Raw genomic sequence first — 25,658 nt, 5'->3', positions numbered from 1 at the left:
CCATGGCTTTCAGCTGGGGTATGCCGGTCGCTGCGGGTTTGAGCCAGGTCGCGCAGATGGATCGAGGGCAGCGGGCGCGCATCGTGCGTCAGGTCTGCGACGAGTACCCGGGTTTCCGTGGACTGCTCAAGCAGGTGTCGGTCGCGAGAGGCGTGGCATTCGCGTCCGGATTGGCGCTCGCGGTCGCCGTGATCCTGCTCGTGCAGGCGGCTTCGGTGTGGTGGGTGGCGGCGTTGGTGTTCACCGGCCTGGGCGGCTTCGGCTACGTCACCGTCGTGCTCACCGACAGCCGGTTCGATCTGCTGCTGGCCGTGCTGGGGGCGCACCGGACCGATGAACTGCACGGGCGGCTGGTCACCGATCAGATCTACGGGGAGGAGCCCGTAGCGGAGCCCGTTCAGCCGTCGTTGACCTGTTCGCGGGCGCGAGGACGTCTCCTACCGGTCGAACCGGCTCCTCGGCGCGGCCACCGCGTCAACTGACCGAGCTCGTCGCGCCGGAGCAGCCCATGGCTGGTGGGCCCGCCGGTGTCGATGGGGGCGATGGCGAGCGCACGCCCAAGGGTCCGCGGTGTAGCCGGATTTCGATCAGACGTAGTGGCTGATGGACAGTGCCGCCGCGATCTCGTCGCCGAGGAAGTGGGTCGTGTCGTCGGGGGGTTCTCCCACTCGGACCACCAGCGGGCCGCCGAATGGTTTGCGTTCGACCACCTCGATGCGGGCGCCGAGAACCATCCCGTGGTCGGTGAGGTAACGCAGCAGTTCGGAGTCGGTGTCCCACACCCGCGCGATCGTGCCGACGGTACCGGGCTCGACGTTGTCGATCAGTTTCGTCGCGGGCTTGTCCAGGTCGCCCTCGGAAGTGGGGATCGGATCTCCGTGCGGATCCTTCGTGGGGTGGCCGAGCTTGGCAGCGATGTGCTCGATGAGTTCGTCGGAGGCGGCGTGCTCGAGCGCGTCGGCCTCTTCGTGCACCTCGTCCCAGGTGTAGCCGAGTTCCTCGACGAGGAACGTTTCGAGGAGGCGGTGCCTGCGCAGCACCGCGTGCGCGAGCCGCCTGCCCTCGTGGGTGAGCTCCACGCTGCGGTAGCGAACGTGGGTGACGAGCCCGAGCTGGTCGAGTTTGGTGATCATGCCGGAGACCGACGAGGGGCTGAGCCCGAGCCGCTGGGTCAGGGTCGCGTTGGTGACCGCGACGCCGCGCTCGCTGAGCCCGTAGATCACCCGGACGTAGTCCTCGACGGAGGACGACGGGCGCTCAGCCATGCTTGTCATGACTTCCACGATAAGAGACGAGTCCCAGATCGAGCGGAAGACGGTGCGTCAACCGGCGATAGCGGCCCGCCTGCGGTACTTCCGCACCGCCTGGGCGATGATCCCTTGCTCGGGCGCGGCCAGGTAGGCGGCTGTGAACAGGCATGACTGGCACAACACGATCATGCCGCCGGTGGATGTGTCGATGTGGAAGCTCAGATACGTGCCGAGCAGACCGCTGAACGTCGAGGCAGCGGTGGCCACGATCAGCATGCGGGAGAAGCGGCGCGTCAGGAGCACGGCGGTGGCACCGGGCGTGATGAGCATCGCGGTCACGAGGATCACGCCGACTGCTTGCAGGGCGACCACGACGGTCAACGCCAGCATGGTCAGCAGCAGTGCACCGATGCGGCGAGGGTTGAGCCCGATCGCGTGCGCGTGGGTGGGGTCGAAGGCGTAGAGCGTGAGGTCGCGGCGTTTGAACAACGCCACCGCCAGGGTGACCGCGCTGATCACCAGCACCTGCGCGATGTCGTTGTCGGAGACGCCGAGGACGTTGCCGAACAGGATGTGGTTGAGGTCCACCTGGCTGGGAATGCGCGAGATGAGCACGAGCCCGAGCGCGAAAAGGCCGGTGAACACGACTCCGATCGCGGCATCTCCCTTGAGTCGGGTCGTGGAGCGCACCGCGCCGATCAGGGCGACCGCCAGGCCGCCGAACAGGAACGCTCCCACCGAGAACGGCACCGCGAACACGTAGGCCAGCACGACGCCGGGCAGCACGGCGTGCGAGACCGCGTCTCCGAGCAGCGACCAGCCGATCAGCGTCACCCAGCAGGAGAGCACCGCGCAGACCAGTCCGGCGACGATGCTGACGAACAGGGCACGCTGCATGAAACCGAACTGCAGTGGTTCGACCAACCAGACGACGAGCTCGCTCATCGGGTTTCTCCGCTCAGGCCGAAGGTGTGCGCGAGCGTCTCCGGAGCGAGCACCTCGTCGAGCGGTCCGTGCGCTACGACGCGCTGCTGCAGCAGTACGGCCTCGTCGCACAGCGATGGAACACCGCCCAGGTCGTGCGTGGAGATCACGATCGTCTTTCCCTCCGAGCGCAGGGTGAGCAGCAGTTCGGTGATCACGGCCTCGGAGCGCTTGTCGACACCGGCGAAGGGCTCGTCGAGCAGCAGCAGCCCGGCCTGCTGCGCGATGCCTCTGGCGACGAAGGTGCGCTTTCGCTGGCCGCCGGAGAGGTCGTAGATGGGCTTGCGGGCCTGCTCGGTGAGGCCGACGAGTTCGATCGCGCGGGCGACGGCTTCCCGGTCCGCCGCTCGCGGTCTGCGGGTGGGGCCGAGGTGGCCGTAGCGGCCCATCATCACCACATCGGCGACCGTGACCGGGAAGGTCCAGTCCACGTCCTCGGACTGGGGCACGTAGGAGATCAGGCCCTGCTTGCGGGCTTGCCGGGGTGTACGCCCCATCAGGTGAACTTCGCCGCGCTCGGGCCGGACGAGTCCGGTCAGCGTTTTGAACAGCGTCGACTTGCCGGAGCCGTTCGTCCCCAGCAGGCCGCACACCCGTCCGGTGCCGATCTCGATGTCGACGCGGTCCAGGGCACGGAGGTCGCCGTAGGAGACGGTCACGTCGCGGGCGTTGATCGCGATGCTGCTGTCGGCGCCGTGCGACGGGTGTGCGCTCATCGGGTCCCTCCGCTCAGGCCTTCGACGATGGCTGCGGCGTCGTGACGCAGCAGCGCGAGATAGGTGGGCACCGGGCCGTCCGGGCGGGAAAGCGAGTCGACGTAGAGCTTGGTGCCCAGTCGGGCTCCCGTCTCGTCGGCGACCTGCCGCTGGGCCGAGTCGTTGACCGTGGACTCGCAGAAGAGCGTCGGTATCCCGTTGTCCCGGACGAATCTCGTGGTGTTCTTGATCTGTTGCGGGGTGCCTTCGCTCTCGCTGTTGACCGGCCACAGGTAGGCCTCCCGGAGTCCGGCGTCCCTGGCCAGGTAGGAGAACGCTCCTTCGCAGGTGACCAGGGCGCGGTGCGCGTCGGGAACGGTGGCGAGTTCCGCTCGCAGGTGCCGGCCGATCTCGTCGATCCGACGTGAGTAGTTCTCCGCGTTGGTCCGGAAGGTGTCGGCGTGTTCGGGTGCGAGTCGGATGAGGGCGTCCCGGATCGCCGCGACGTAGGTCTGGGCGTTGTCGGGCGACATCCAGGCGTGCGGATTTGCCGCGCCGTCGTAGTCCCCGCCGCGGATGGGAATCGTCTTGATGTCGCTGGTCAGCGTGACGTGTTCGGCTTCGCTACGCTCGACGAACTTGGCGAACCAGCGTTCGAGTCCGAGTCCGTTGTCGAGCACCAGGTCGGCTTTCGCCGCGGTGAGCATGTCGCTGGGGGTGGGCTCGTAGGTGTGGATCTCGGCGCCGGGTTTGGTGATCGATTCCACCGCGACGGCGTCTCCCGCGACGTTGCGCGCCATGTCCGCGAGCACGGTGAATGTGGTGACGACCCGTTTGCGCTCGTCGTCGTCAGCGCGCACGCCGCTTCCGCAGGCGGTCGCGAGCACTCCGGCCAGCGCGAGCAGCGCGGCGAGGAGTGTTCGATTTCGGCTGCGCGTCGATGGCGGTTTCGGCACGACGAAAACTCTAACGCCCGACGCCCGCCGACCCAAACGAGGCCCGGTCGATCCCCGCCGGTGGCGGGGTCGAAATCCGCGGCGACACCGGCCTTACCCGCGCCATCTGCGCAGCTCGCGACTGTGGGAGAATGGTGAGGTTATGACTTCACTTCCCCTGGTTTTCGACGCTCCGCGCCGCGGCATGCCGCCCCGGCACCTGGCCGACCTCTCGAGCGAAGAGCGTCGGGAGGTGGTTGCGGAGCTGGGGGAGAAGCCGTTCCGGGCGAAGCAGCTCTCGCACCACTACTTCGGCCGACTCAGCGCCTCCACGGGAGACATGACCGACCTCCCCGCGGCGAGCAGGGAAAAGCTCGGCGCGGACCTGCTTCCGGAACTCCTCACGACCGTCCGCAACGTCGACACCGACAACGGTACGACGCGCAAGACACTGTGGCGGGCGCACGACGGCACGCTGATCGAGAGCGTCCTGATGCGCTACCCGGAGCGGGCCACCGTCTGCATCTCCAGCCAGGCGGGTTGCGGGATGGCCTGTCCGTTCTGCGCGACGGGACAGGGCGGGCTGCAGCGGAACCTCTCGACGGCGGAGATCGTCGACCAGGTTCGCTCGGCCGCCGCGATGCTGCGCAACGGTGAGGTGCCCGGTGGCGAGGGCCGGTTGTCCAACGTCGTGTTCATGGGGATGGGCGAACCGCTGGCGAACTACCGGCGGGTGATCAACGCGGTGCACCGGATCTGCGACCCCGCCCCGGAGGGGCTCGGCCTGTCGCAGCGTTCGGTGACGGTCTCGACGGTGGGCCTGGTCCCGGCCATCAAGCGGATGACCGCCGAGAACCTGAACGTGACGCTGGCCGTGTCGCTGCACACGCCCGACGACGAGCTCCGCGACACCCTCGTGCCGGTGAACAACCGGTGGAAGGTGTCCGAGGTGTTGGAGGCGGCGCGTGGCTATGCCGACAACACGGGCAGGCGTGTCTCGATCGAATACGCGCTGATCCGGGACGTCAACGATCATCCGTGGCGCGCGGACCTGCTCGGCAAGCTGCTGCACCAGTACTTGGGCCAGTACGTGCACGTCAACGTCATTCCGCTGAACCCGACGCCGGGCAGCGAGTGGGATGCCAGCCCGAAACCGGTCGAGCGCGAGTTCGTCCGGCGAGTGCGCGCGGCGGGAGTTCCCTGCACGGTGCGCGATACCCGCGGCCAGGAGATCTCAGCGGCCTGCGGCCAGCTCGCTGCCGAGGAATGAACCTCCCCGCTGTCCGATAGGCGGCAATTGCGCCGTCCTGGCCGATTCGGCCTTCGTGCTTTGGCAGGATGACCGATGTGAACGCGAGCTCCGAAGAGGTTCCGGATCGAGCGTCGGAGCTGGAGCGGCGGCTGCAGGCTCCGGTGCTCATCGCGGCGGCGGCCGCCGTACCAGCGGTGTTCCTCACGGGGATGGACGGCGGCGCCGGAATCGTCGGAACGGTGCTCAACTGGGTGTCGATGGTGGTGCTGACCGGCGAGTCCGTCCTGCTGTTCTGGTTCAGCTCCGACCGGATCGCGTGGCTCCGCTCGCACTGGTGGGTCGCCTTGGTGGCCATCGTGACGGTCCCGGCGGTGCTGTTCGCCATCGGTCCCGTTCAGGTCCTGCGCGCGGCTCGAGTGGTCACGGCATTCCAGATCCTGCGGGTGTCGCGGTTGATCAAGGTGGCGCGCGTGCTGCACCGCCACGGCCGGAGGTTCGGACGCCTCCGGGATTTGCTGTGGATCTCGGTCCTGGCCCTGGCGCTGGTGTTCGCCGGTAGCGTCCTCACCGATCCGGAGGCGTCGTCCCGCCGCGTGCTGAGCTTCGTGTTCGATCACTGGATGTGGACGGCACCCGTTGCGGGGGTTCTGCTCGCGGTCGCCGGCGGCTGTGCTGTCCTGTGGTGGAAGGCGCGCCGGTCCCGGGGCGCGGAATGCGGTCATAGCCGCGACGAGAGCTGAGATCGCGCGGGCACGGATTCGGCGGACTCACCGACCCGGCTTTCGGGCAGCAGGTCGCGAATCGCCGCCTGGTCCGGAGTTGCCCGGCCCGTCAGCGCTGGTGTGTGCCGTCCGGTCCGAATGACCGGCTCGGAACCGGCACGGGCCGCCGGAAGTGCTCGCTCCGGCGGGTGATGTCAGCTGCGCCAGCCGGAGCGCTTGCGGCGCAGGTCGACCAGCAGGCCGATGATCAGCACGAGTGCGATCCCGATCAGCCAGTAGTCCGAGGTGACGAACGAGTCGCCGCCGCTGAGGATGCCCTGGTGGTTGCCGATCAGCATCATCAGGATCGAGAACGCCGAGAACCAACCGGCGATCTGGGTGCCCTTCGGGAACCCGCCGTGCCAGCCCCACTCGGCGGACGGTTCCTCTGCCGGGTCGATGGCCTGGCTGGGCTTCTTCTCCAGCTCCGTGCTCGCCACGTCACCCTCCTGTGCCAGCGGCCACCCAGGCCGTTGATCGTGCTCGTCCGTATTCGGCTGCCGCCACCGATGTTGTCCGGGTGCGGCGCGCCGAATCATCCTCGCACACGCGGAAGCCACGCGGTCGTGCGGCCGATGTGGTCTCCGTCGCTGCGGAGACGATGGCGTGAACGCAGTTGTTGCGGAACAGGCCGGGCCTGTTCCGCAACATCCTGGGAGGACACTGCGATGGGGATCAACTCCCCTTGACGGCCTTCCGGCCGACGATCAACCGATAGACACCCAGCACGATCAACGAGCCGACGATCGCCAGCAGCCACGTGGTCAGCGACCAGAACCGGTCGATTCCCACGCCGAAGATCCAGTTGCCGAGCAGGCCGCCGAGGAAGGCCCCCACCACGCCGAGCAGCATGGTCACCAGGATTCCTCCCGGATCGTCGCCCGGCATGATCAGTTTTGCGATGGCCCCCACGATGAGACCGAGCACGATCCAGCCGATAATGCCCATGACCTCCCCCTTTCACCGGTCCACCCAATGGTGCCCCGGAGTGACTGACTGTGCGACCGCTGTGACAACGCTGGGGTCTACTCGGATGATCGTGACGTCTTACGGTGATTTCCGCACCGCGAACGTTTGCGGGTCACCTGCTTCGGGGACAATGGGCGTCGATGGAAACCGCGACCCCCACCAGTGACCCGAGCGCCGACCGCGGTACGAACGAGCCACGCAGCGTGCTCGTCCTCGGTTCGACCGGCTCGATCGGCACTCAGGCGCTCGACATCGTCCGGCGGAATCCGCATCGTTTCCGAGTGGCGGGCATCGCCGCCGGGGGCAGCGATCCGCACGCCTTGGCGGCCCAGGCGCTCGAATTCGGGGCGGAGACCGTGGCGGTGGCCAAGGGAACCGCGGCCGAGGACGTGCAGCTGGCCCTCTACGCCGAAGCGCAACGCCTCGGGTACGCGTCCGGCGAGTACCGGCTCCCGCGATTGCTGGCGGGGCCGGACGCCGCCCAGGAGCTGGTCGAATCCGTCCCGGTCGATGTGGTGCTCAACGGTGTCGACGGTTCCAGGGGGCTGCGGTTGACTCTGGCCGCGCTGGCCACCGGCGCCGATCTGGCGCTGGCGAACAAGGAGTCGCTGGTCGCGGGCGGGTCGCTGGTGCTTGCGCGGGCCAAACCGGGCCAGATCGTGCCGGTGGACTCGGAGCACTCCGCGCTCGCCCAATGCCTGTTCGGTGGGCGGAGCGACGAGGTCGACCGGTTGGTTCTCACCGCTTCCGGCGGGCCGTTCCGGGGTCGGACCAAGGCGGAGATGGAGAACGTCACGGTCCAGGAGGCGTTGGCGCATCCGACCTGGTCGATGGGTGACGTGGTCACGATCAACTCGGCGAACCTGATGAACAAGGGGTTGGAGCTGATCGAGGCGAACCTGCTCTTCGGCGTGGGCTATGACCGGATCGACGTGGTGGTGCACCCGCAATCCATCGTGCATTCGATGGTCACTTTCGTGGACGGGTCGACCATCGCGCAGGCGAGTCCGCCGAACATGCGGGTACCGATCGCGCTCGGACTGGACTGGCCGAACCGCGTCGAGGGTGCAGCACCGGCTCTGGCATTCGACGCGGCGAGTTCGTGGACGTTCGAACCACTCGACGAGGAGGCCTTCCCGGCCGTTTCGCTGGCCAGATACGCGGGGCGCGCCGGCGGTTGCCTGCCAGCGATCTACAACGCCGCGAACGAGGAAGCCCTGGACGGGTTCGTCAAGGGGAACATCCGCTTCACCTCCATCGTGCACACTGTTGAGCAGACGTTGGTCGCGGCCGAACAGTGGGGGGCCGAGCCGGTCGACGTGGATGATGTTTTCGCAGCAGAGGACTGGGCGCGGGCCAAGGCGCGCGAGGTCGTCGCGGCAGGGAAGGCGAATTGATGCTGGTCGTTCTGGGCATCCTGATCTTCTTCATCGGGTTGTTGCTGTCGATTGCCTGGCACGAGCTCGGGCATCTCGCCACCGCGAAGATGTTCGGTGTCAAGGTCACCCAGTACATGGTCGGCTTCGGCCGCACCGTGTGGTCTCGCCGGAAGGGCGAGACCGAGTACGGGATCAAGGCCATCCCGTTCGGCGGCTACATCCGGATGATCGGCATGTTCCCGCCGAAGAAGGATGAGGACTACGGCCGGACCGCATCGTCGGCGCCCTGGCGGGCCATGATCGAGGACGCCCGCGAGCAGTCGTCCGAAGAGGTCACCCCCGAGAGTGCGCACCGGCAGTTCTACCAGCGCAAACCGTGGAAGCGGATCATCGTGATGGCCGCGGGCCCGTTCATGAACCTCATCTTGGCGGTGGGGCTCTTCGCGGGGTTGCTGATGGGCTACGGCACGGCGGAACCCACGACCACGGTGGCCAGCGTGAGCAAGTGCGTGCTGCCCGCGGCGGCAGAGGACACGAGTACCTGCCCGGTGGACGCTCCACCGTCGCCCGCGGCCGCTGCCGGTTTCCAGCAGGGCGACAGGATCGTCGAGTTCGACGGCAAGCGCTACGCGAGCTGGGAACAGCTGCGGCTGGCCATCCGCGACTCCTCGGGCACGGTGCCCGTGGTGGTCGAGCGGGACGGGCAGCGGGAAACGTTGCACGCCGAACTGATGCGGACAGAGCGGCCGAAGATCAACGACCAGGACGAGCTCGTGCAAGTCGGTTTCCTCGGGCTCGCACCGACTACGCACCTGGTGCGCCAGGACATCGGTGGCGTGGTCGACACGATCGGTGGGTTCATCAGCCTCACCGCGCAAAAGATCGTGGAGCTGCCGCAGCGCATACCCGGCCTGGTCTCCGCGATCGGCGGTCAGGAGCGGGCCAACGACTCGCCGGTCGGGATCGTGGGCGCCAGCCGGTTGGGCGGCGAGGTGCTGTCGATGGACCAGGCTTCGGTCGGGGCCAGGCTCGTGACCATGGTGCACTTGCTCGCGGCGGTGAACCTCTCCCTGTTCGTGTTGAACATGCTGCCGCTCCTCCCGCTCGACGGCGGGCACATCGCGGGTGCCGCCTGGGAGTCGATCCGGCGTAACCTCGCCCGAGTGTTCAAACGACCCGATCCGGGTCCATTCGATACGGCAAGGTTGATGCCGCTGGCCTACGCGGTCAGCCTGGTGTTCATCGCGTTCTCGTTGCTGGTCTTGGTGGCCGATATCGTGAATCCGGTGACACTGTCGTAGCACCTCTCGGGGCCGTCCGCAGTCCTGCACGGTGCGGGAAGTGCGCAGACGGTTCCCGGCAGTGGGTGGACTCTCGGTGAACATCGAACGTCGAATACGGAACGTGGCGGGGATGCCATGTTTCCCGCTCCGACCGGGTGAAACGGTATCGGTATCGTGGTAGCCGGTACGGCTCGCGCCGCACCCGAAGTCGCCAGCGCAAAGGTGGAGAGGAATCGATGACCGTCGATCTGGGCATGCCGTCAGCACCCGACCCGGTGCTCGCCGAACGGCGCAAAACCCGGCAGTTGCAGGTCGGACCAGTCGGAGTGGGCAGTGAGCACCCGATCTCCGTCCAGAGCATGACGACGACCAACACGGCTGACATCAACGGAACCCTCCAGCAGATCGCCGAGCTGACCGCGTCCGGGTGCGACATCGTCCGGGTCGCCTGCCCGAGTGCCGACGATGCCGAAGCGCTGCCCGCGATCGCGCAGAAGTCCAAGATCCCGGTGATCGCCGACATCCACTTCCAGCCGAAGTACGTGTTCGCCGCGATCGAGGCGGGATGCGCGGGTGTACGGGTCAACCCGGGCAACATTCGCAAGTTCGACGACCAGGTCAAGGAGATCGCGCACGCCGCGAGGGACCACGGCACTCCCATTCGGATCGGGGTGAACGCGGGGTCGCTCGATCCGCGGCTGATGGCCAAGCACGGCAAGGCGACGCCGGAGGCGCTGGCCGAGTCGGCGTTGTGGGAGGCGAGCCTGTTCGCCGAGCACGGTTTCCACGACATCAAGATCTCGGTGAAGCACAACGACCCCGTGGTGATGGTGGGTGCTTACGAGATCCTCGCCGAGCAGTGCGACTACCCGCTGCACCTCGGCGTGACCGAGGCCGGACCGGCGTTCCAGGGGACCGTGAAGTCGGCGGTCGCGTTCGGGGCGCTGCTGCGCCAGGGAATCGGGGACACCATCCGGGTGTCCCTGTCCGCCCCGCCGGTCGAGGAGATCAAGGTCGGCACCCAGATCCTGCAGTCGCTGAACCTCCGCCCCCGCAAGCTGGAGATCGTCTCCTGCCCGTCCTGCGGGCGGGCGCAGGTCGATGTCTACAAGCTGGCGGAGGAGGTCACCGCCGGGCTCGAGGGCATGGAGGTGCCGCTGCGGGTGGCGGTCATGGGGTGCGTGGTCAACGGGCCCGGTGAAGCTCGCGAGGCGGATCTCGGCGTGGCTTCCGGCAACGGCAAGGGGCAGATCTTCGTCAAGGGTGAGGTCATCAAGACCGTTCCCGAGGCCAAGATCGTCGAGACGCTCATCGAAGAGGCCATGCGGATCGCCGAGGACATGGAGCAGACCGACTCGGAGGCTCCGACGGTGACGGTCGGTTGATGCCGGCCTGCTGACTGGTGCCGGCCTGCTGATTGGTGCCGGCAGGTTCGTTGGTGAGCAGGTTCGTTGGTGACGGCAGGATGTGCCGATTCTTCGAGAATGGGCACATCTACTCCAATCGGGTGAGTCCGCTCGGTTGTCCGGCAAGTCCTGAGCGACTGACGAGTTGACGGCTGGAACTTTCTGGCAGGCTTGGCTCGTGCTCAAGCTCGCCGGTGCGCGGTTGTTGGAAGAACGCGACGTACGCAGTGTCCGCTCGCTGCTCGACGCGGACCCCGTCGCTGCCTGCATGGTCGCGACCAGGGTAGAAGCCGCGGGGCTCCGCCCGTTCCGGTTGGGCGGTGAGCTGTGGGGTTACGGCAGCGCTCTCGAAGGCCTGTGCTTCTCCGGCGTGAACCTCATCCCGTTGCGTGGTGATGCGCACGCGATGCGCGCGTTCGCCGAGCGTGCTCTGCGGCGCAAGCGGATCTGCTCCTCGCTGGTAGGGCCGTCCGAGCAGGTCATGATGCTGTGGGACCGGCTCTCGCGGGAGTGGGGCCCGGCTCGGGAAGTGCGGGCGGAACAACCGCTGATGGTGCTGGCGGGTGAGCCGGACATCGTTCCCGACCCGTTGGTGCGCCCGGTCCGTCCGGACGAGCTCGATCGCTACCTGCCCGCGGCGGTCGCGATGTTCACCGAGGAGGTCGGCATCGACCCCTCCAGTGACGGAGGTGGAGCGGGCTACCGCGCGCGAGTGGCCGAGCTGATCGCGGCGGGGCGAGCGTTCGCCCGCTTCGACGGCGACGAGGTGGTCTTCAAGGCGGAGATCGGGGCGCTGTCGAGGTCGGTCGGCCAGATCCAGGGCGTGTGGGTCCATCCGGATCGGCGGGGTACCGGCCTGGGGACTGCGGGGACGGCCGCGGTGGCCGACCGGCTCGTGCGCGGACTGGGGCGCACCGCGAGCCTGTACGTCAACGATTTCAACATCGCCGCCCGCGTCGCTTACCGCAAGGTCGGCTTCCACGAATCGGGATCGTTCAGCACGATCCTGTTCTGACCGGCGATCTCGCGTGACCTCGTCGTGGATCTTCGGCATACTTCTGGCGTGTTGGGATCTCGGATCTACGCCCTCTTTGCGGGCCTGCTGTTGGTGATTCCGGTGTCGGGATGCGGTGTGTTCGACACAGGACCGTCGGCCAGAGAGGTCGCATCGGGCTTTCTCGACGCCGTCGCCGCAGGTGACGCGGCTGCGGCTGCGGCAAGGACCGACGCGCCCGAGGTGGCTCGGCCGTGGCTGGCGGAGAACCGCGATGCGCTCGACCCGCAGTCGGTCACGACTTCTGTGCGCGAGATCACCGAGGGCGAGCAGATCGACACGGCTTCCTTCGACGCCTCTTGGGTCTTCGGCGAGGGCAAGGAGTGGAATTACCGGGGTTCGCTGGAGTTGGTCGAGCGGGAAGACGGCCTGAAGGTTCGGTGGTCGCCGTCGGCGGTGCATCCGGACCTGGCAGGCGGCCAGACCCTCGACTTCAGTGAGCAGGCCCCTGAACCGGCTCCGGTGCTCGATCGCGACGGCAAGTCGATGATGTCGCCTGAACCGCTGGTGACCGTGACGCTCGATCCGCGGCAGGCGGACGACGTTCCGAAGGTGGTGGACACGCTCGCCGGTGCGCTCGGCGAGATCGACCCGGGCATCACCAGCGAGTCGATCATGGAAGGTGTGGAGAAGAGCCCCGGCCAGCCCTACGCGGTCGTGACGCTGCGCCAGGAGGACTACGAGAAGGTCAAATCGGAGATCCATGCGCTGCCGGGGGTGTGGTTCCCGGAGAAGACCGAACTGGTCGCGCCCGAACGCACATACGGGGCGCAGGTGCTGCCCGGGCTCGCCCGGCACGCCGAGAAACGAGCCGCTGCCAAGACGGGTTGGCGCGTGGTCACGCGGGACGCCGACGGCAACGAGGTCGACGTGCTGCACGACCAGCCCGCCGGAAAGGCCGAGCCGCTGCACACCGTGCTCAGCGACCGTGTGCAGCGGGCCGCCGAACAAGCGGTCGACCCGGTTGAGAAGGGCGCCATGGTCGTGGCGATGCGACCTTCGAACGGTGATGTGCTCGCGGTCGCGCAGAACGAGGGCGCGGACGCGCACGGCCCGGTCGCACTGACCGGGCAGTACCCGCCGGGGTCGACGTTCAAGATCGTCACCGCCGCCGCCGCGTTGGAGGTGGGCGCCACCGGGATCGACCAGCCCGTGGAGTGCCCCGCGAAGAAGACCTTCAACGGGCGCGAGCTGCCCAACGACAAGGAGTTCGAGCTGGGCACGGTCCCGTTGCACACTGCTTTCGCCCAGTCGTGCAACACGACCTTCGCCCAGCTCGCGGTGGATCGACCGGCGGATGCCCTGACCAGCACCGCCCACAAGTTCGGCGTTGGCGTGGACTTCGACATGCCCGGTGCGATCACGATCACCGGCAAGGCGCCGCCCGCCGAGCAGGTCGTGCAGAAGGCCGCCAACGGGATCGGACAGGGTTCGGTGGTGGCCAGTCCGTTCGGGATGGCACTGGCGGTGTCGACGGTCGTCAACGGCAGCATGCCGACACCCACCCTGATCAGGGGTACCGAGACAAAGGTTGATTCCCCTCCGGAAGCGCCGAGCGGTGCGGTGCTGGAACAGCTCCGGCCGATGATGCGGGAGGTCGCCACCTCGGGGACCGCGTCCGCCTTGGCCGGTGCTGGGGACGTCGGGGGGAAGACCGGCACGGCACAGTTCGGTGACGGCACGCATTCGCACGGTTGGTTCGTCGGGTACCGCGGTGATCTGGCGTTCGCCGTGCTGATCACGGATGCGGGAACGTCCAAACCCGCTGTCCAGCTCGCGCGGAGTTTCCTTTCGAACACGCAGTGAAGTCAATGTGCTACGTTGTAGCTCATGGAGCGGATCGGTGTGCGTGAACTTCGCCAGCACGCGAGCCGTTATCTCAAGCGGGTGGCGGCGGGCGAGTCGATCCTGGTGACCGATCGGGGACGCACGGTAGCGGTGCTCGGTCCGCCCACTCGGGAACTCTCGCTTTACGACGAACTCGTGGCCGCCGGTGAACTCGTTCCGGGTGACGGCGGCGAGTTGCCCGACCCCTTGCCCGCGACCTCCGAGACGGCCGATGCCGAACGGTGCGGGTGCGAACAGGAGCGGTTTTGATCTACCTCGATTCCTCCGCGCTGATCAAGTTGATCGCCCCGGAGCCCGAGAGCAAGGCGCTGAGCGAGTGGGTCCGGGATCGCTGGGAGCAGCCCCGGATCACCAGTGCGCTGTCGAAGGTCGACGTGTTGCGCACGTTCCGCGAGGTCGGATCCGCGGCCGAGGATCTCGCGTCGATCATCGTCTCGAAGATCGACCAGTTGCCGGTGAAGCAGGATGTGCTCGACGTGGCCACCGATCTGCGGGTGTCGTCGTTGACCCCGACGGAGGCGATCCACCTCGCGTCCGCCTGCAAGTTGCGGGAGGGACTCCACGCCTACGTGTCCTACGACCCGGCGATGCTCGCGGCCGCCGAGGGTGCGGGACTGGCGACGGCGTCGCCGGGGACGTGATGGGCGTCGCGCCGCCGACGTGGGCACCTCGTCGACACCTGCCCTGACCTGTGCAGCACCGGACGTTCTAGAGTGAGGGACATGCCGGTACGAGCCCCGCTGCAGCCAGGTGTGCAGACACCCCGTCGCCAGGTCCCATCGTCGATCGAGCGCCCCGAATACGTGGACAAGCCGGCTCCGAGCCGGAACACGGACCCGGATGTGCAGCCGCCCGAGGTCATCGAAGCCATGCGGGTGGCGGGCAAGCTCGCCGCGCAGGCCCTCGCGGAAGCCGGGAACGCGATCCGGCCCGGCGTGACCACCGACCACGTCGACGAGGTCGTGCACCAGTTCTTCGTGGACAACGGCGTGTACCCGTCGACGCTCGGCTACCGCGGCTTCCCCAAGTCCTGCTGCGTCTCGCTGAACGAGGTGATCTGCCACGGCATCCCGGACTCGACGGTGATCGAGGACGGTGACATCGTCAACGTCGACGTCACCGGTTTCGTCGGTGGCGTGCACGGTGACAACAACGCGACCTTCCTGGCGGGCGAGGTTTCCGAGGAGGCCCGGCTGCTGGTCGAACGCACCCACGAGGCCACGATGCGCGGGATTCGCGCGGCCAAACCGGGTCGCCAGCTCAACGTGGTCGGGCGGGTCATCGAGTCTTACGCCAAGCGGTTCGGCTATGGCGTGGTCCGCGACTTCACCGGCCACGGCATCGGGCGTTCCTTCCACAGCGGTCTGGTGGTGCTGCACTACGACGAGCCGTCGGTGCAGACGGTGATGGAACCGGGAATGACCTTCACCATCGAGCCGATGATCACCCTCGGCACGCACGAGTACGACATCTGGACCGATGGCTGGACGGTGACCACCAAGGACAAGAGCTGGACCGCCCAGTTCGAGCACACCATCCTCATCACCGAGGACGGCAACGAGATCCTCACCCAGCTCTGAGGCTCAAGCCGTGCTGCGGAGACCCGGCAGGCTTTCGCGCGGGTGGCGACCTGGGCCGCGCACCGCGTGGAGGTCGCGACGTCACCACCAGCGGGCTGGGTGGCCGGGTTGGGTGGCGGAGTCGAACGGCTTAGGGGGGCGTGTGCGGAGTGAGGCTTCGTCGCCCGGCGAGAACGCGACCACCGTCCGGTACCGCTTCGGTTGGGGAATGTTCGCGGGGGCTCTGGGGCTCTGCAGTTTCGTGGGACTGTTCGTGTACTACCTGGTCACGCCCGACCAGGCGGCGCGCGAGTTCAATCCGATCATCCCGTGGATCATGATCGCCGTAGTGGGGCCGTTCGCGTTGTTGATGCTCGCGGGCGCGCTGTTCATGCTGTCCCGCACACATCGGGTGGACGTCGACGACCGCGGGATGTGGTTCATCGGCTGGGGTGCGACCGAACTCGTCTCCTGGAGTGAGCTGCAGGCGGTACGGGCGCGGGAGCCGCAGCCCAAGGAGAAGGAGAACGCGGACTCACGGGCACTGTCCGCGGCGGTCGAGTTCTTCCCGGACGATTCCGGTTTCACCGACCGGCACCGCCGGTTGGTGAAGGCCGACGCCAGCGGGGCCTGCATCGTCGACCTGCCCGGGCGAGGCACCGTTCAGCGGCTCGCACGGGCGGTCTCAACGCACCGCCCGGAGCTCCTGCGTCCAGGGCAGTCGGCCGCGGACTCGTCGGACTGAGAGCCGGTTCAACCCGTCTTTGCTCGCGGGCTTGTTTGCGTTCTTGGTGATCGGCTCTGATCTTCGCCCGGAACTCGTCGGTTCTTGCTTCTTTGCGGCGCGCTCTTCGGGGTGCCAGTCCTGGGCAGCGGGGTGTGAGCTGGGCGGTGTGCGGGCCTGAGGTAGAAAGCGGTGTGACTTCGCTGCTGATCGCCGGTACGACATCGGATGCGGGTAAGAGCGTGGTGACGGCGGGTATTTGCCGTTGGCTGGCGCGTGAAGGTGCCCGGGTGGCGCCGTTCAAGGCGCAGAATATGTCCAACAACTCGGTGGTGACGCCCGACGGCGGGGAGATCGGCCGTGCGCAGGCGGTGCAGGCCGCCGCGTGTGGCGTCGACCCGACGGTGCGCTTCAACCCGGTGTTGCTCAAGCCGGGAAGCGACCGGACCTCCCAGGTGGTGGTGCTCGGCAGGGTGGCCGGTGAGGTGACCGCCATGTCTTACCGGGACCGCAAGGCGAGCTTGCTGGAGACGGTGGTGGCCACCCTGGAGGAGCTGCGTTCGGAGTACGATCACGTCATCTGCGAAGGGGCGGGCTCTCCGGCGGAGATCAACCTGCGCGCCAACGACATCGCCAACATGGGGTTGGCCAGGGCGGCCGACCTACCGGTGCTGGTGGTCGGCGACATCGACCGCGGCGGCGTGTTCGCCCAGCTTTTCGGCACGTTGGCCCTGCTGGACCCGGCCGACCAGGCGTTGATCGGCGGATTCGTGGTCAACAAGTTCCGCGGTGATCCGGAGCTGCTCCGGCCCGGGTTGGATCAGCTCCGCGAGTTGACCGGCCGCGCCGTGCACGGGGTGCTCCCGTGGGCGGAGGAGCTGTGGCTGGATGCGGAGGACTCGCTCTCGTACGTGGCCGACGGGGTCGTCGGCAGGCCGGAGTCGCCGCGCGGTGACCAGTGGCTGCGGGTGGCGGTGCCGCGACTCCCGCGGATTTCCAACGCCACCGACATCGAGGCGCTGGCCGCCGAGCCGGGAGTGTCGGTCCGGTTCGTCACCGAGCCGTCCCGATTGGCCGACGCCGATCTCGTGGTGCTGCCCGGGTCGAAGTCGACCGTGGCCGACCTGGATTGGCTGCGCGGGACGGGACTGGCCGCGTCGATCAGTGCGCACGCCGCGGCGGGACTTCCGGTGTTCGGCATCTGCGGGGGCTTCCAGATGCTCAGCAAGGTGATCACCGACGAGGTCGAATCCGGTGGTGGTCGGGTCGGCGGCCTGGGGCTGCTGGACCAGGAGATCGAGTTCGCGCGGAACAAGACCCTGGCCCGCCCGACCGGTACGGCCTTCGGAGAAGCGGTGCACGGCTACGAAATCCACCATGGTTCGGTCGTCGCCACCGGTGACGCGCTCGCTCCGCTCGTCGAGCTGTCCGAGGGTTCGTACGAGGGCGCGCGTGACGGTGCGGTGGCAGGCACCCATTGGCACGGCCTGTTCGAGAATGACGCGTTCCGGCGGCGGTTCCTGCGGTGGGTGGCCGACACGGCCGGCCGCAACGGGTTCGTGGTGGACGAGAAGACGTCGTTCGCCGAGCTGCGTTCGGGCCAGTTAGACCTGTTGGGTGATCTAGTGGCGGAGCACCTGGACACCGACGCGCTCCGGCGGATGCTCGACGGCGGGGCACTGCGAGGACTGCCGAACCTGACGACCTCCACCGGTGTTGAAGACCGCAACACCACCTGATCGGCGCTCCGGTCCCGCCGATGCGGCGCCGTTCGTGCGCGTAGCGTCGGGATATGGCCATCGAGTTCTCCGCAGAGCAAGCGCAGGAACGGTTGCCGGACTTGCTCGACCGCGTCGAGTCCGGTGAAGAGATCGTGATCACGCGGTTCGGGGCGCCGTCGGTGCGGCTGCAGCCGGCCGGTGACGTCCGAGCGGGTGCGGGGATCGCATCCGGAGTCATCACCGGCGCGTGGCTGGGGGCCGGCGCGGAGGAAACCGGTGGTGACTCGGGTTTCGACGTCGGAACCGACTACCTGACCGGACTGTCCGGCTGACCAGCGGCTGATCCGCCGGCCCAGCGCAGGCGGTCGAAATTCCGGCGGCGGCCACCACACCGGCTCGCGAGTCCGTGGGGTGCTCGGCCGACGAGGGCGGTTCGTTCCGGGGTGGTCTGCGGGTGCGGTTCTCGGCGCACCGCAACGGTCCCGACACCGCTTGTGATACTACTAGTCAGTAATGTTCCCCGAGCTGCCTACTCAGCCGATCGCACGCGTGACCGCAGGCAGACGCCGGGCGGAACCCGGACAGACCCTCGGGCTGCTTCCCGAAACGCCGGGGTTGCGTACCGCCTCGGTGACCGGTGGGGGACTGCTGCTGGTGGGGGTGGCGCTCGCCGCGCTGAACATGCGCCCCGCGGTCACGAGCCTCGCCTCCGTCCTCGGTGAGGTCCAGGGGGCGGCCGGGGCATCGACCACGTGGGCGAGCGCGGTGACGGCTGCCCCGACGGTGTGCTTCGGAATCGCGGGAATCACCGCCCCGCTTCTCGCCGCCCGGTGGGGCCACAACCGGGTCGTGGGGGCTGCTCTGGCGGCGTTGACCGTGGCACTGCTGCTGCGCACGACCGGTGGTCCACCCACGATCCTGGCGGGCACGGTGCTGGCCTGCGCCACGCTCGCGCTCTGCAACGTGCTCATTCCCGTCGTCGTCAAGGAATCGTTTCCCGACCGGGTCGGCATGGCGACCGGTCTGTACACGACCGCGATGGCTGCCGGAGGTTCCCTGGGGTCGGCCTTGACGCCGTGGCTGCGGTCGGCCGCCGGTAGCTGGCGGCTCGCGCTGGCGACGTGGGCGGTGGTGTCGTTCGCCGCCCTGTGCGTGTGGGTGCCTGCCACGCTGCGTCGGAACCCACCGGAACCGCCGAACGAACCCCTCACCGCGGGCCCTCGCCGGTCTCTCGTTCGCAGCCCGCTGGCCTGGGTGATCACCGTCTACTTCGCGCTGCAGGCGCTGATCGCCTACGTGGTCATGGGGTGGTTGCCGGAGGTCTTCAAGGGTGCGGGGATGGACAGCACCACTGCCGGGCTCGTGCTGGCCGTGCTCCTGTTGATCGGCGTGCCGATCAACATGGCGTTGCCGCCATTGGTGACCCGATCGCGCAGCCAGTCGTGGTGGGCGGTGGGGCTGTCCGTGGCCGGGGCGGGCGGCGTCGCCGGGCTGTTGCTGGATCCGTTGAGCGCACCGCTGCTGTGGGCGCTCCTGCTGGGGATCGGAATGAGCTCGTTCCCGCTGGCGTTGGTGCTCATCTCACTGCGGACGAACAACGCGGCCGAGACGGGGCAACTCTCGGCGATGGCGCAGGGGTGCGGGTACTTGCTCGCTTCGGCGGGGCCGTTCCTGTTCGGCGTGCTGCGCGACGTGACCGGCGGCTGGTCGGTCTCCCTGGTCGGAGCACTCGTCGTCGTCCTCGTGCAGGGCGTGGTCGGTTTCGTCGCGGGACGTCCGAGAACGGTCTGACCGTTATCGATTGCGCCGCGGGGCCGATCCGTGAAGGGAGCGACACCCGCGGCGCAGCAGCTCAGGTCAGGCCGGGCCCGCTCAGACCAGGCCGAGACGCAGCATCGCGTCCGCGACGCGGGTGAACCCGGCGATGTTGGCGCCCGCAACATAGTTGCCGGGCATGCCGTAGTCGTCGGCAGTGGTGTGGACGCGGGTGTGCACGTCCTTCATGATCTCCTCGAGCCGCCGTTCGGTGAACTCGAAGCTCCAGCTGTCCCGCGAGGCGTTCTGCTGCATCTCCAGGGCCGAGGTGGCCACGCCACCGGCGTTGGCCGCCTTGCCGGGGCCGAAGGAGACTCCGGCCTCCTGGAAGATGCGTACGCCCTCCGGGGTGGTGGGCATGTTGGCGCCCTCACCGACCGCGATGCAGCCATTGGCGACGAGGTTCGCTGCGTCCTTGCCGGTGATCTCGTTCTGCGTGGCCGAAGGCAACGCGACCTGGCAGGGAATGTCCCAAAGCCGACCGCCTTCGTAGTACTTCGCGCGGGGGCGGCGTTCGGCGTAGACGCTGATGCGGTCCCGCTCGACCTCCTTGATCTGCTTGATCAGTTCGGTGTCGATGCCCTGCGGATCGTGGATGTAGCCGGCCGAGTCGGAGCAGCCCACGACGGTGCCGCCGAGCTGGTGCACCTTCTCCATCGTGTAAATCGCGACGTTGCCGGATCCGGACACCACGGCTTGCCTGCCGTCGAAGGACAGCCCGCGAGCGTTGAGCATCTCGTTGACGAAGAACGCGCAACCGTAACCGGTGGCCTCGGTGCGTACCCGCGCCCCGCCGAAGGCGAGGTGCTTGCCGGTCAGCACGCCCGACTCGTAACGGTTGGTGATGCGCTTGTACTGGCCGAACAGGTAGCCGACCTCGCGTCCGCCCACTCCGGTGTCGCCTGCGGGCACGTCGGTGTACTCCCCGAGGTGCCGGTGGAGTTCGGTCATGAAGCTCTGGCAGAACCGCATGACCTCGCGGTCGGAACGTCCCTTGGGGTCGAAGTCGGCTCCGCCCTTGCCGCCGCCGATGGGGAGCCCGGTGATGGCGTTCTTGAATACTTGCTCGAAACCGAGGAACTTGACGATCCCCTGGTAAACCGACGGGTGGAAGCGCAGGCCGCCCTTGAACGGTCCGAGAGCGCTGTTGAACTCGATTCGGAACCCGCGGTTGATGTGCACCTCACCGGAGTCGTCTTCCCACGGCACGCGGAAGACGATCTGGCGTTCCGGCTCGCAGATCCGCTCGATGGTCTTGTGATCGGCGTACTCCGGGTGCTTCGCCAGTACGGGGCCGATGCTTTCGAGCACTTCGCGAACAGCTTGGTGGAACTCGGTCTCGCCGCGATTCCGGTTGACCACGTCTTCGTAGATCGGCTCCAGCCGCTCGTGCAGCATGAACGCTCCTTACCTGGTGGCGGGGAAACACCGCTCTAACACGGCGGTCATGTTGTTTTACATCGCCGAGAGCCGTTACCACAGGTTCGAGTGGTTCTTCCCACGGCATCTCGACAGCACGAGACGCGGGGGTAGCTCCGCCGTCCGAGCGGTCTCCGCGAATCAGGACGTCGTCGACAGGGGCAGGTTCAACAGTGCGTTCTCGACCAGTTCGGGCATGCCGGGGTGGATCCAGTACTGGCCCGTCGCCATGGTGTGCGCATCGAGTCCGAACCGCATGGCCTGGATCAGCGGCTGCAGCAGGGTCGGTGCCTGGGGACCGATGATGTGTGCACCGAGCAGCTCGCCGCTGTCCGGGTCCGCGAGCAGCTTGGCGAACCCGGAGGTGTCCTCCATCGCCCAGCCGTAGGCGACTCCGGCGTAGTCCTGCGTGGAAGTGACGTACGGGATGCCGCGCTGCCGGGCTTCCTGCTCGGTCAATCCCACCGAGGCGATCTGCGGGGACGAGAAGACCGCGTGCGGTACGTAGCGGTGGTCGGTCTCGGTCGGTGCATCCGGGTGCAGGAGGTTGTGCTGCACGACCTGCATCTCGTGGTTGGCGACGTGCTTGAGCTCGTACTCGGAGCTGATGTCACCGAGCGCCCACACGCCGTCGACGGAGGTCCGCTGGTGGGCGTCAACCTTGATCTTGCCGTTCTCCGCCGTTTCCATACCGCCGGCCGTGGCGTCGAGCAGGTCCGAGTTCGGCTCCCGGCCGACCGCGACGAGGAGTTCTTCGGCCTCCACGACCTCGGCCCCCTCGGAGCCCTCCAGGTGCAGGCGCACGAGCCCGTCGACTCGCTCCACCCGGACCTCCTTGCGGTCGAGCCGCAGGTCCCAGCTCTGAGCGGCGATGTCGGTGAACCGCTCGGAGACGTCGACGTCCTCGGAGCGCAGGGCCCGACCGGACCGGCCGATCATGGTGACGTCCACGCCCAGCGAGGAGAACACGTGCGCGAACTCCGCGCCGACGAAGCCGGTGCCCATGATGATCATGCGCTGCGGGAGTTGTTCGAGGCGCATCACGGTGTCGCTGGTGTGGACGCCGACGTCCGAGCAGCCCGGAATCTCGGGGATCGTCGGACGGCCACCGGCGGCCACCACGACGCGGTCCGCTGTGATCGTCTCCGGCCCGGTGCTCAGCTCCACGGTCAGTTGCTTGACGCCGGTGAACCTGGCGGAACCCTCGAAGACGGTGACGTTCGCGTTGTCCTCGACCCGGTAACGACGACCACCGGCGGAAATCGTGTCGATGCGCCCGAAGATCCGGTCCCGGATCTCCTGCCACCGCACGTCACGCAGTTCGAGGTCGACCCCGAGCCGGTCTCCTGCCGATGGTGCGCTCGCGACGTCGGCGGTGTGGACGAACATCTTCGTCGGGATGCAGCCGACGTTCAGGCAGGTACCGCCATAGGCGTCGTTGGTGCCGATGCCCTTTTCGACGACGGCGACGTTCCAGTCGGCGAACCGATCGTCGAGGATCGAGTTGCCGGAACCGGTACCGATGATGATCAGGTCGAAGTGGCGCACGGGTCCATCCTGTCTCGGGGGTGTGGAGCTTGGGCTAGTTGTGGCGGAGCGACTTCGTCCGGGACGCTCTCCCGCGAGGGAACCACCCCGGCCGGAACGGCACACCCGACCACCCCGACTCAGGGTCGGACTCGCAGGGTCGGACTCGCAGGGTTGAACTCTCAGCGCTGAACCTCACTATGCCGACTTCCGGTGCCGATTCACGAGTCGATGGTGCTCGGGGTTCGCTCGGGAGCGGGCCGCAGCGTCCTGACGTCTACCACGTCCAACCCGGCGAACCGGCCCGCAATTCCACGGTGTCCGCGAGATCGCAGCACGCTGAAGAGGGTGATCGTCAGCCATCCCACGGCCAGCAGCGCCCCCAGCGCGGGGAGGAGCACGTGCACGATTCCCTGGGCCAGGGCGAACCCGCCCAACCCGGCAAGCCAGTGCAACCCGGTCCGCCACGGGCTGCTCCGGCTTCCGCGGGCGTCGACCGAGCGGAGCAGGACCGCGTGCTGGCCGAGACTGCTGCCCTGACCGATCAGCGACACCAGCAACAGCAGGACGGCGGGTCCGAACCACAGTGCGCCCGATTCGATCCACGCGGCGTTCCCGATCGCCACCTCGCCGCGGCGGAGCAGGTAATCGGTGGCGCGGTAGGTACTGGTTCCCAGCCACCACAGCAGCAGAAGGTCGCAGCCCATCCCGAGCAACCGCCGGGTGGCGGTGACCGGGCGCGGCTGCGTGGCCTCGATCCCGCTGCGCTGGCCGGGCAGCAGCCGCAGCAGCGGGGCGAGCATCCCGCCCACCAGAGCTCCCGCGGAATTGGCGATCAAGTCGTCGACGTCGAACAGCCGGTACGGGCACGGGTAGAGGAACCAGATGCCGGTGAGTTGGGTGAGTTCGATCAGCATCGAGACGCCGAACCCGGTGAGCAGGGCGGCCGTCATTCCTCGTCCGCGCAGGTGCCGGACGAACGTTCCCAGCGGGACGAACAGCAGAACGTTGAAACCGAACTGCTGGATGGTCGGATCCGCGAGCACGTTGGTGAGTTCGTGCCACGTGTGCGGCCGGGCGATCTGATCGAATCCGGCGAACGGTTGCCACTGCGGGGTCATGCCCGAGAACGTTTCGCAGAATCCGGGTGCGACGGGGGGCAGCGGAACGAGCACGAAGGCCACCAGGCCCAGCAGATACAGGAGCGCGGCGAAGCGCACCACGACCGTGCCCGCGCGGAGTTCCCCGTACCGGCGGTGTTCGCGTGCCACGAAGGGCACGAACAGCACCACCGCCAGTAGTACCGCGAAAAGAATGGCGACGACTGCGGGCAGGACCCGGACGCTCACCGCGGGCCTCCTCGGAACGGCGCGGTTTCAACGGAAACCACCGTTGGTTTCCGTTGAAACCGCCGGTGGATCAGTGTGCGTAGGTCGGCGTGATGATCGCTCGGCCGACCGTGTGGAAGGCCAGGTTGAAACCGACCACCGCCGGGCTGGCGTTCTCGTCCACCCCGAGCGTGTCGACGTCCACCGCGTGCACCACGAAGTAGTAGCGGTGGGGCCGGTCACCGGGCGGCGGGGCGGCACCGCCGAAGGCGAGCTCGCCCATGTCGTTGTGCACGTGGAAGGCGCCATGCGGGATGCCGGAACCGTTGCGGTTGCCCGCGTCGGCGGGCAGTTCCGTGACCGAGAGGGGAATGTCGACCAGGACCCAGTGCCAGAACCCGCCAGGGATCGGAGCGTCCGGGTCGAAGCAGGTGACGACGAAGCTCTTGGTCTCCGCGGGGAAGCCTTCCCAGCTCAGCTGCGGTGAGCGGTTCTCGCCGCCCGCTCCCATGCCGTCGAAGGCGTGGGCGCGGGACATCGGCTGCCCGTCGGCCACGTCCTGGGAGGTGACCGTGAAGGACGGAACCTCCGGAAGCAGCGAGTACGGGTCCGGATCGATCGGTCGCTCCAGGCTCATCGAGAGTCATCCTCCTCGTCGAGATGGGGTCTTGGTTCGAGTGAAAGATCACCTGCGGCAAGCGTAGTCCGAAGGGGGGCTCGGTTCTCGATAGGCTCGACGGCCGGACGTGTCGGATTCAACAGGATTGGTGGGAGTCGGAGTGAAGGTCCACATCGGCCCGGGGGAGCCGTCCGAGCTAAGAGATGCGGTGTGCTCCGCTGGAGCGGAGCTCAGTTCGGCGGCTGACGCGCAGGCGCTGGTGTGGTTCGGTGCCGGGCCGGAACGGTTCGGTGAGCTCGTGCACCCGGGACTCGAATGGGTGCAGTTGCCGTCCGCCGGAATCGAGTCGTGGATCGGCTCGGGCAGCTTGCCGGAGGGCATCACGATCACGTCAGCGGTGGGCAGCTATGCGGACACCGTCGCGGAACACGCCCTCGGGATGATGCTCGCGGGTGCGCGCGAGTTGCACACCCACGCCAGGTGTGCCGAGTGGACCGCTCCGCGAGGTCCCCGCACGCTTTTCGGTGCCACGGTGGGCATCATCGGTGCGGGCGGTATCGGACGCGCGTTGATCGGACTGTTGGCCCCGTTCGGGGGGCGGGTACTGGCGACCAATCGTTCGGGCGAGCCGGTTGCCGGCGCGGAGCGGACGTGGCCCGCCTCGGATCCGGTCGGGTTGCGGGAACTTCTCGCGGAGTCCGATTTCGTGGTGGTTGCCGCTCCGGCGACTCCCGACACCGAGCGGATCGTGGACGCGAACGCGCTGGCCGCGATGAAGGACGACGCCTGGTTGCTGAACGTGGCGCGCGGCTCGCTCGTCGATACCGAAGCGCTGGTCGAGGCGTTGGACGAGGCGCGGATCGGTGGTGCGGCGCTCGATGTCACCGATCCGGAACCGCTGCCCGCCGACCATCCGCTGTGGTCCAGTCCGCGTGCTCTGATCACCTCGCATTCGGCGAATCCGCGCTCGATGCTGATGCCCGCGCTGGCACGACGGGTGCGGGAGAACGTGCGCCGCAGGATGGCCGGGGAGCCGTTGGTGGGAGTGGTCGATCGGACGGCCGGGTACTGAACGGTCGAGGGCGGCGTGCTCCGTCCGCCGTGCAGCAGAGCGCCCTGTTCGTCCTTTT

26 protein-coding genes are annotated in these 25,658 nt (G+C 67.8%); 16 read left to right on the top strand and 10 right to left on the bottom strand.

What is annotated here, in order from left to right:
• Nucleotides 1–2 precede the first annotated feature (2 nt).
• Nucleotides 3–482, top strand: a complete 480-nt coding sequence (locus ACYVAN_RS01260; protein ID WP_460954657.1) for a hypothetical protein — start codon at nucleotides 3–5, stop codon at nucleotides 480–482.
• Nucleotides 483–587: 105 nt separating this feature from the next.
• On the opposite strand, the gene ACYVAN_RS01255 is transcribed toward ACYVAN_RS01260, so the two are convergent.
• From ACYVAN_RS01255 to ACYVAN_RS01240, 4 genes are read right to left on the bottom strand one after another with little or no spacing between them, the layout of a single operon-like run.
• Nucleotides 588–1,274 carry a metal-dependent transcriptional regulator gene (locus ACYVAN_RS01255; RefSeq protein WP_460954655.1) on the bottom strand — a complete coding sequence of 229 codons (687 nt, stop codon included), beginning with the start codon at nucleotides 1,272–1,274 and terminating at the stop codon, nucleotides 588–590.
• Between the two features lie 48 nt (nucleotides 1,275–1,322).
• Nucleotides 1,323–2,195 (bottom strand): metal ABC transporter permease, encoded by an 873-nt coding sequence (locus ACYVAN_RS01250; RefSeq protein ID WP_460954653.1) that lies wholly within the window; start codon nucleotides 2,193–2,195, stop codon nucleotides 1,323–1,325.
• Nucleotides 2,192–2,950 (bottom strand): metal ABC transporter ATP-binding protein, encoded by a 759-nt coding sequence (locus ACYVAN_RS01245; RefSeq protein ID WP_460954651.1) that lies wholly within the window; start codon nucleotides 2,948–2,950, stop codon nucleotides 2,192–2,194. Before ACYVAN_RS01245 ends, ACYVAN_RS01250 begins: the two co-directional genes overlap by 4 nt.
• Entirely contained in the window at nucleotides 2,947–3,885 is a 939-nt protein-coding gene (locus ACYVAN_RS01240) for a metal ABC transporter substrate-binding protein (RefSeq protein ID WP_460954649.1), read from the bottom strand. The genes ACYVAN_RS01245 and ACYVAN_RS01240 overlap by 4 nt, the downstream gene beginning before the upstream one ends.
• A 142-nt stretch (nucleotides 3,886–4,027) precedes the next feature.
• On the opposite strand from ACYVAN_RS01240, the gene rlmN reads away from it, so the two are divergent.
• Together rlmN and ACYVAN_RS01230 are read left to right on the top strand one after the other, a co-directional pair.
• Nucleotides 4,028–5,134 carry a dual-specificity RNA methyltransferase RlmN gene (rlmN, locus tag ACYVAN_RS01235; RefSeq protein WP_460954647.1) on the top strand — a complete coding sequence of 369 codons (1,107 nt, stop codon included), beginning with the start codon at nucleotides 4,028–4,030 and terminating at the stop codon, nucleotides 5,132–5,134.
• A 68-nt stretch (nucleotides 5,135–5,202) separates the two neighbouring features.
• Nucleotides 5,203–5,856: an ion transporter gene (locus ACYVAN_RS01230; protein ID WP_460954645.1), complete on the top strand. Its 654-nt coding sequence runs from the start codon at nucleotides 5,203–5,205 to the stop codon at nucleotides 5,854–5,856.
• A gap of 176 nt (nucleotides 5,857–6,032) precedes the next feature.
• Here ACYVAN_RS01230 and ACYVAN_RS01225 read toward each other — a convergent pair whose 3' ends face one another.
• Complete coding sequence (locus ACYVAN_RS01225) at nucleotides 6,033–6,317, bottom strand: DUF2631 domain-containing protein (RefSeq protein WP_460954643.1); 285 nt, start codon at nucleotides 6,315–6,317, stop codon at nucleotides 6,033–6,035.
• A gap of 235 nt (nucleotides 6,318–6,552) precedes the next feature.
• Nucleotides 6,553–6,825, bottom strand: a complete 273-nt coding sequence (locus ACYVAN_RS01220; protein WP_460954641.1) for a GlsB/YeaQ/YmgE family stress response membrane protein — start codon at nucleotides 6,823–6,825, stop codon at nucleotides 6,553–6,555.
• A gap of 161 nt (nucleotides 6,826–6,986) precedes the next feature.
• On the opposite strand from ACYVAN_RS01220, the gene dxr reads away from it, so the two are divergent.
• From dxr to ACYVAN_RS01160, 12 genes are all read left to right on the top strand, one after another.
• Entirely contained in the window at nucleotides 6,987–8,243 is a 1,257-nt protein-coding gene (gene dxr, locus ACYVAN_RS01215; protein ID WP_460954639.1) for a 1-deoxy-D-xylulose-5-phosphate reductoisomerase, read from the top strand.
• Nucleotides 8,243–9,526: a M50 family metallopeptidase gene (locus ACYVAN_RS01210; protein WP_460954637.1), complete on the top strand. Its 1,284-nt coding sequence runs from the start codon at nucleotides 8,243–8,245 to the stop codon at nucleotides 9,524–9,526. The genes dxr and ACYVAN_RS01210 overlap by 1 nt, the downstream gene beginning before the upstream one ends.
• A 218-nt stretch (nucleotides 9,527–9,744) precedes the next feature.
• Nucleotides 9,745–10,893, top strand: a complete 1,149-nt coding sequence (ispG, locus tag ACYVAN_RS01205) for a flavodoxin-dependent (E)-4-hydroxy-3-methylbut-2-enyl-diphosphate synthase (RefSeq protein ID WP_460954635.1) — start codon at nucleotides 9,745–9,747, stop codon at nucleotides 10,891–10,893.
• A 166-nt stretch (nucleotides 10,894–11,059) separates the two neighbouring features.
• The gene (locus ACYVAN_RS01200) at nucleotides 11,060–11,929 is read left to right on the top strand and encodes a GNAT family N-acetyltransferase (protein WP_460954633.1); all 870 of its coding nucleotides are present in this window, start codon (nucleotides 11,060–11,062) and stop codon (nucleotides 11,927–11,929) included.
• A gap of 48 nt (nucleotides 11,930–11,977) precedes the next feature.
• The gene (locus ACYVAN_RS01195) at nucleotides 11,978–13,774 is read left to right on the top strand and encodes a penicillin-binding transpeptidase domain-containing protein (protein ID WP_460954631.1); all 1,797 of its coding nucleotides are present in this window, start codon (nucleotides 11,978–11,980) and stop codon (nucleotides 13,772–13,774) included.
• 24 nt (nucleotides 13,775–13,798) lie between these two features.
• Nucleotides 13,799–14,065, top strand: coding sequence for a type II toxin-antitoxin system Phd/YefM family antitoxin (locus tag ACYVAN_RS01190; protein WP_460954629.1), 267 nt, complete (start codon nucleotides 13,799–13,801; stop codon nucleotides 14,063–14,065).
• The gene (locus tag ACYVAN_RS01185; protein ID WP_460954627.1) at nucleotides 14,062–14,457 is read left to right on the top strand and encodes a PIN domain-containing protein; all 396 of its coding nucleotides are present in this window, start codon (nucleotides 14,062–14,064) and stop codon (nucleotides 14,455–14,457) included. Before ACYVAN_RS01190 ends, ACYVAN_RS01185 begins: the two co-directional genes overlap by 4 nt.
• 81 nt (nucleotides 14,458–14,538) lie before the next feature.
• Nucleotides 14,539–15,396, top strand: a complete 858-nt coding sequence (gene map / locus ACYVAN_RS01180) for a type I methionyl aminopeptidase (protein ID WP_460954625.1) — start codon at nucleotides 14,539–14,541, stop codon at nucleotides 15,394–15,396.
• Nucleotides 15,397–15,538: 142 nt separating this feature from the next.
• On the top strand, nucleotides 15,539–16,120 hold the full coding sequence (locus tag ACYVAN_RS01175) for a hypothetical protein (RefSeq protein WP_460954623.1): 582 nt from the start codon (nucleotides 15,539–15,541) through the stop codon (nucleotides 16,118–16,120).
• 173 nt (nucleotides 16,121–16,293) lie between these two features.
• Nucleotides 16,294–17,838 (top strand): cobyric acid synthase, encoded by a 1,545-nt coding sequence (locus ACYVAN_RS01170; RefSeq protein WP_460954621.1) that lies wholly within the window; start codon nucleotides 16,294–16,296, stop codon nucleotides 17,836–17,838.
• A gap of 53 nt (nucleotides 17,839–17,891) precedes the next feature.
• Nucleotides 17,892–18,152, top strand: coding sequence for a type II toxin-antitoxin system Phd/YefM family antitoxin (locus ACYVAN_RS01165; RefSeq protein WP_460954619.1), 261 nt, complete (start codon nucleotides 17,892–17,894; stop codon nucleotides 18,150–18,152).
• A 217-nt stretch (nucleotides 18,153–18,369) separates the two neighbouring features.
• Entirely contained in the window at nucleotides 18,370–19,611 is a 1,242-nt protein-coding gene (locus tag ACYVAN_RS01160) for an MFS transporter (RefSeq protein ID WP_460954617.1), read from the top strand.
• An 81-nt stretch (nucleotides 19,612–19,692) separates the two neighbouring features.
• Here the strand turns inward: ACYVAN_RS01160 and gdhA are convergent, their stop codons facing one another.
• The 4 genes from gdhA to ACYVAN_RS01140 form a co-directional block, all read right to left on the bottom strand.
• On the bottom strand, nucleotides 19,693–21,033 hold the full coding sequence (gdhA, locus tag ACYVAN_RS01155) for an NADP-specific glutamate dehydrogenase (protein ID WP_460954615.1): 1,341 nt from the start codon (nucleotides 21,031–21,033) through the stop codon (nucleotides 19,693–19,695).
• 162 nt (nucleotides 21,034–21,195) lie between these two features.
• Nucleotides 21,196–22,602, bottom strand: coding sequence for a mycothione reductase (locus tag ACYVAN_RS01150; protein ID WP_460954613.1), 1,407 nt, complete (start codon nucleotides 22,600–22,602; stop codon nucleotides 21,196–21,198).
• A 200-nt stretch (nucleotides 22,603–22,802) separates the two neighbouring features.
• Nucleotides 22,803–23,930 carry a VanZ family protein gene (locus ACYVAN_RS01145; protein ID WP_460954611.1) on the bottom strand — a complete coding sequence of 376 codons (1,128 nt, stop codon included), beginning with the start codon at nucleotides 23,928–23,930 and terminating at the stop codon, nucleotides 22,803–22,805.
• 70 nt (nucleotides 23,931–24,000) lie between these two features.
• The gene (locus ACYVAN_RS01140) at nucleotides 24,001–24,546 is read right to left on the bottom strand and encodes a YbhB/YbcL family Raf kinase inhibitor-like protein (protein ID WP_460954609.1); all 546 of its coding nucleotides are present in this window, start codon (nucleotides 24,544–24,546) and stop codon (nucleotides 24,001–24,003) included.
• Between the two features lie 142 nt (nucleotides 24,547–24,688).
• Between ACYVAN_RS01140 and ACYVAN_RS01135 the strand changes: the two genes are divergently transcribed.
• Nucleotides 24,689–25,600, top strand: a complete 912-nt coding sequence (locus ACYVAN_RS01135; protein ID WP_460954607.1) for an NAD(P)-dependent oxidoreductase — start codon at nucleotides 24,689–24,691, stop codon at nucleotides 25,598–25,600.
• Nucleotides 25,601–25,658: the final 58 nt, after the last annotated feature.

This window comes from Parasphingorhabdus pacifica (assembly GCF_054779195.1).
This window is presented reverse-complemented; position numbering and strand designations above follow the sequence as displayed.

What these genes read in the sequence shown, in the direction of transcription:
- dxr (WP_460954639.1), top strand. Translation starts at nt 6,987, where the DNA reads ATGGAAACCGCGACCCCCACCAGTGACCCGAGCGCCGACCGCGGTACG.
- rlmN (WP_460954647.1), top strand. Translation starts at nt 4,028, where the DNA reads ATGACTTCACTTCCCCTGGTTTTCGACGCTCCGCGCCGCGGCATGCCG.
- ACYVAN_RS01255 (WP_460954655.1), bottom strand. Translation starts at nt 1,274, where the DNA reads ATGACAAGCATGGCTGAGCGCCCGTCGTCCTCCGTCGAGGACTACGTC.
- gdhA (WP_460954615.1), bottom strand. Translation starts at nt 21,033, where the DNA reads ATGCTGCACGAGCGGCTGGAGCCGATCTACGAAGACGTGGTCAACCGG.
- ACYVAN_RS01245 (WP_460954651.1), bottom strand. Translation starts at nt 2,950, where the DNA reads ATGAGCGCACACCCGTCGCACGGCGCCGACAGCAGCATCGCGATCAAC.
- map (WP_460954625.1), top strand. Translation starts at nt 14,539, where the DNA reads ATGCCGGTACGAGCCCCGCTGCAGCCAGGTGTGCAGACACCCCGTCGC.
- ACYVAN_RS01165 (WP_460954619.1), top strand. Translation starts at nt 17,892, where the DNA reads ATGGCCATCGAGTTCTCCGCAGAGCAAGCGCAGGAACGGTTGCCGGAC.
- ACYVAN_RS01260 (WP_460954657.1), top strand. Translation starts at nt 3, where the DNA reads ATGGCTTTCAGCTGGGGTATGCCGGTCGCTGCGGGTTTGAGCCAGGTC.
- ispG (WP_460954635.1), top strand. Translation starts at nt 9,745, where the DNA reads ATGACCGTCGATCTGGGCATGCCGTCAGCACCCGACCCGGTGCTCGCC.
- ACYVAN_RS01230 (WP_460954645.1), top strand. Translation starts at nt 5,203, where the DNA reads ATGACCGATGTGAACGCGAGCTCCGAAGAGGTTCCGGATCGAGCGTCG.
- ACYVAN_RS01250 (WP_460954653.1), bottom strand. Translation starts at nt 2,195, where the DNA reads ATGAGCGAGCTCGTCGTCTGGTTGGTCGAACCACTGCAGTTCGGTTTC.
- ACYVAN_RS01210 (WP_460954637.1), top strand. Translation starts at nt 8,243, where the DNA reads ATGCTGGTCGTTCTGGGCATCCTGATCTTCTTCATCGGGTTGTTGCTG.
- ACYVAN_RS01190 (WP_460954629.1), top strand. Translation starts at nt 13,799, where the DNA reads ATGGAGCGGATCGGTGTGCGTGAACTTCGCCAGCACGCGAGCCGTTAT.
- ACYVAN_RS01140 (WP_460954609.1), bottom strand. Translation starts at nt 24,546, where the DNA reads ATGAGCCTGGAGCGACCGATCGATCCGGACCCGTACTCGCTGCTTCCG.
- ACYVAN_RS01220 (WP_460954641.1), bottom strand. Translation starts at nt 6,825, where the DNA reads ATGGGCATTATCGGCTGGATCGTGCTCGGTCTCATCGTGGGGGCCATC.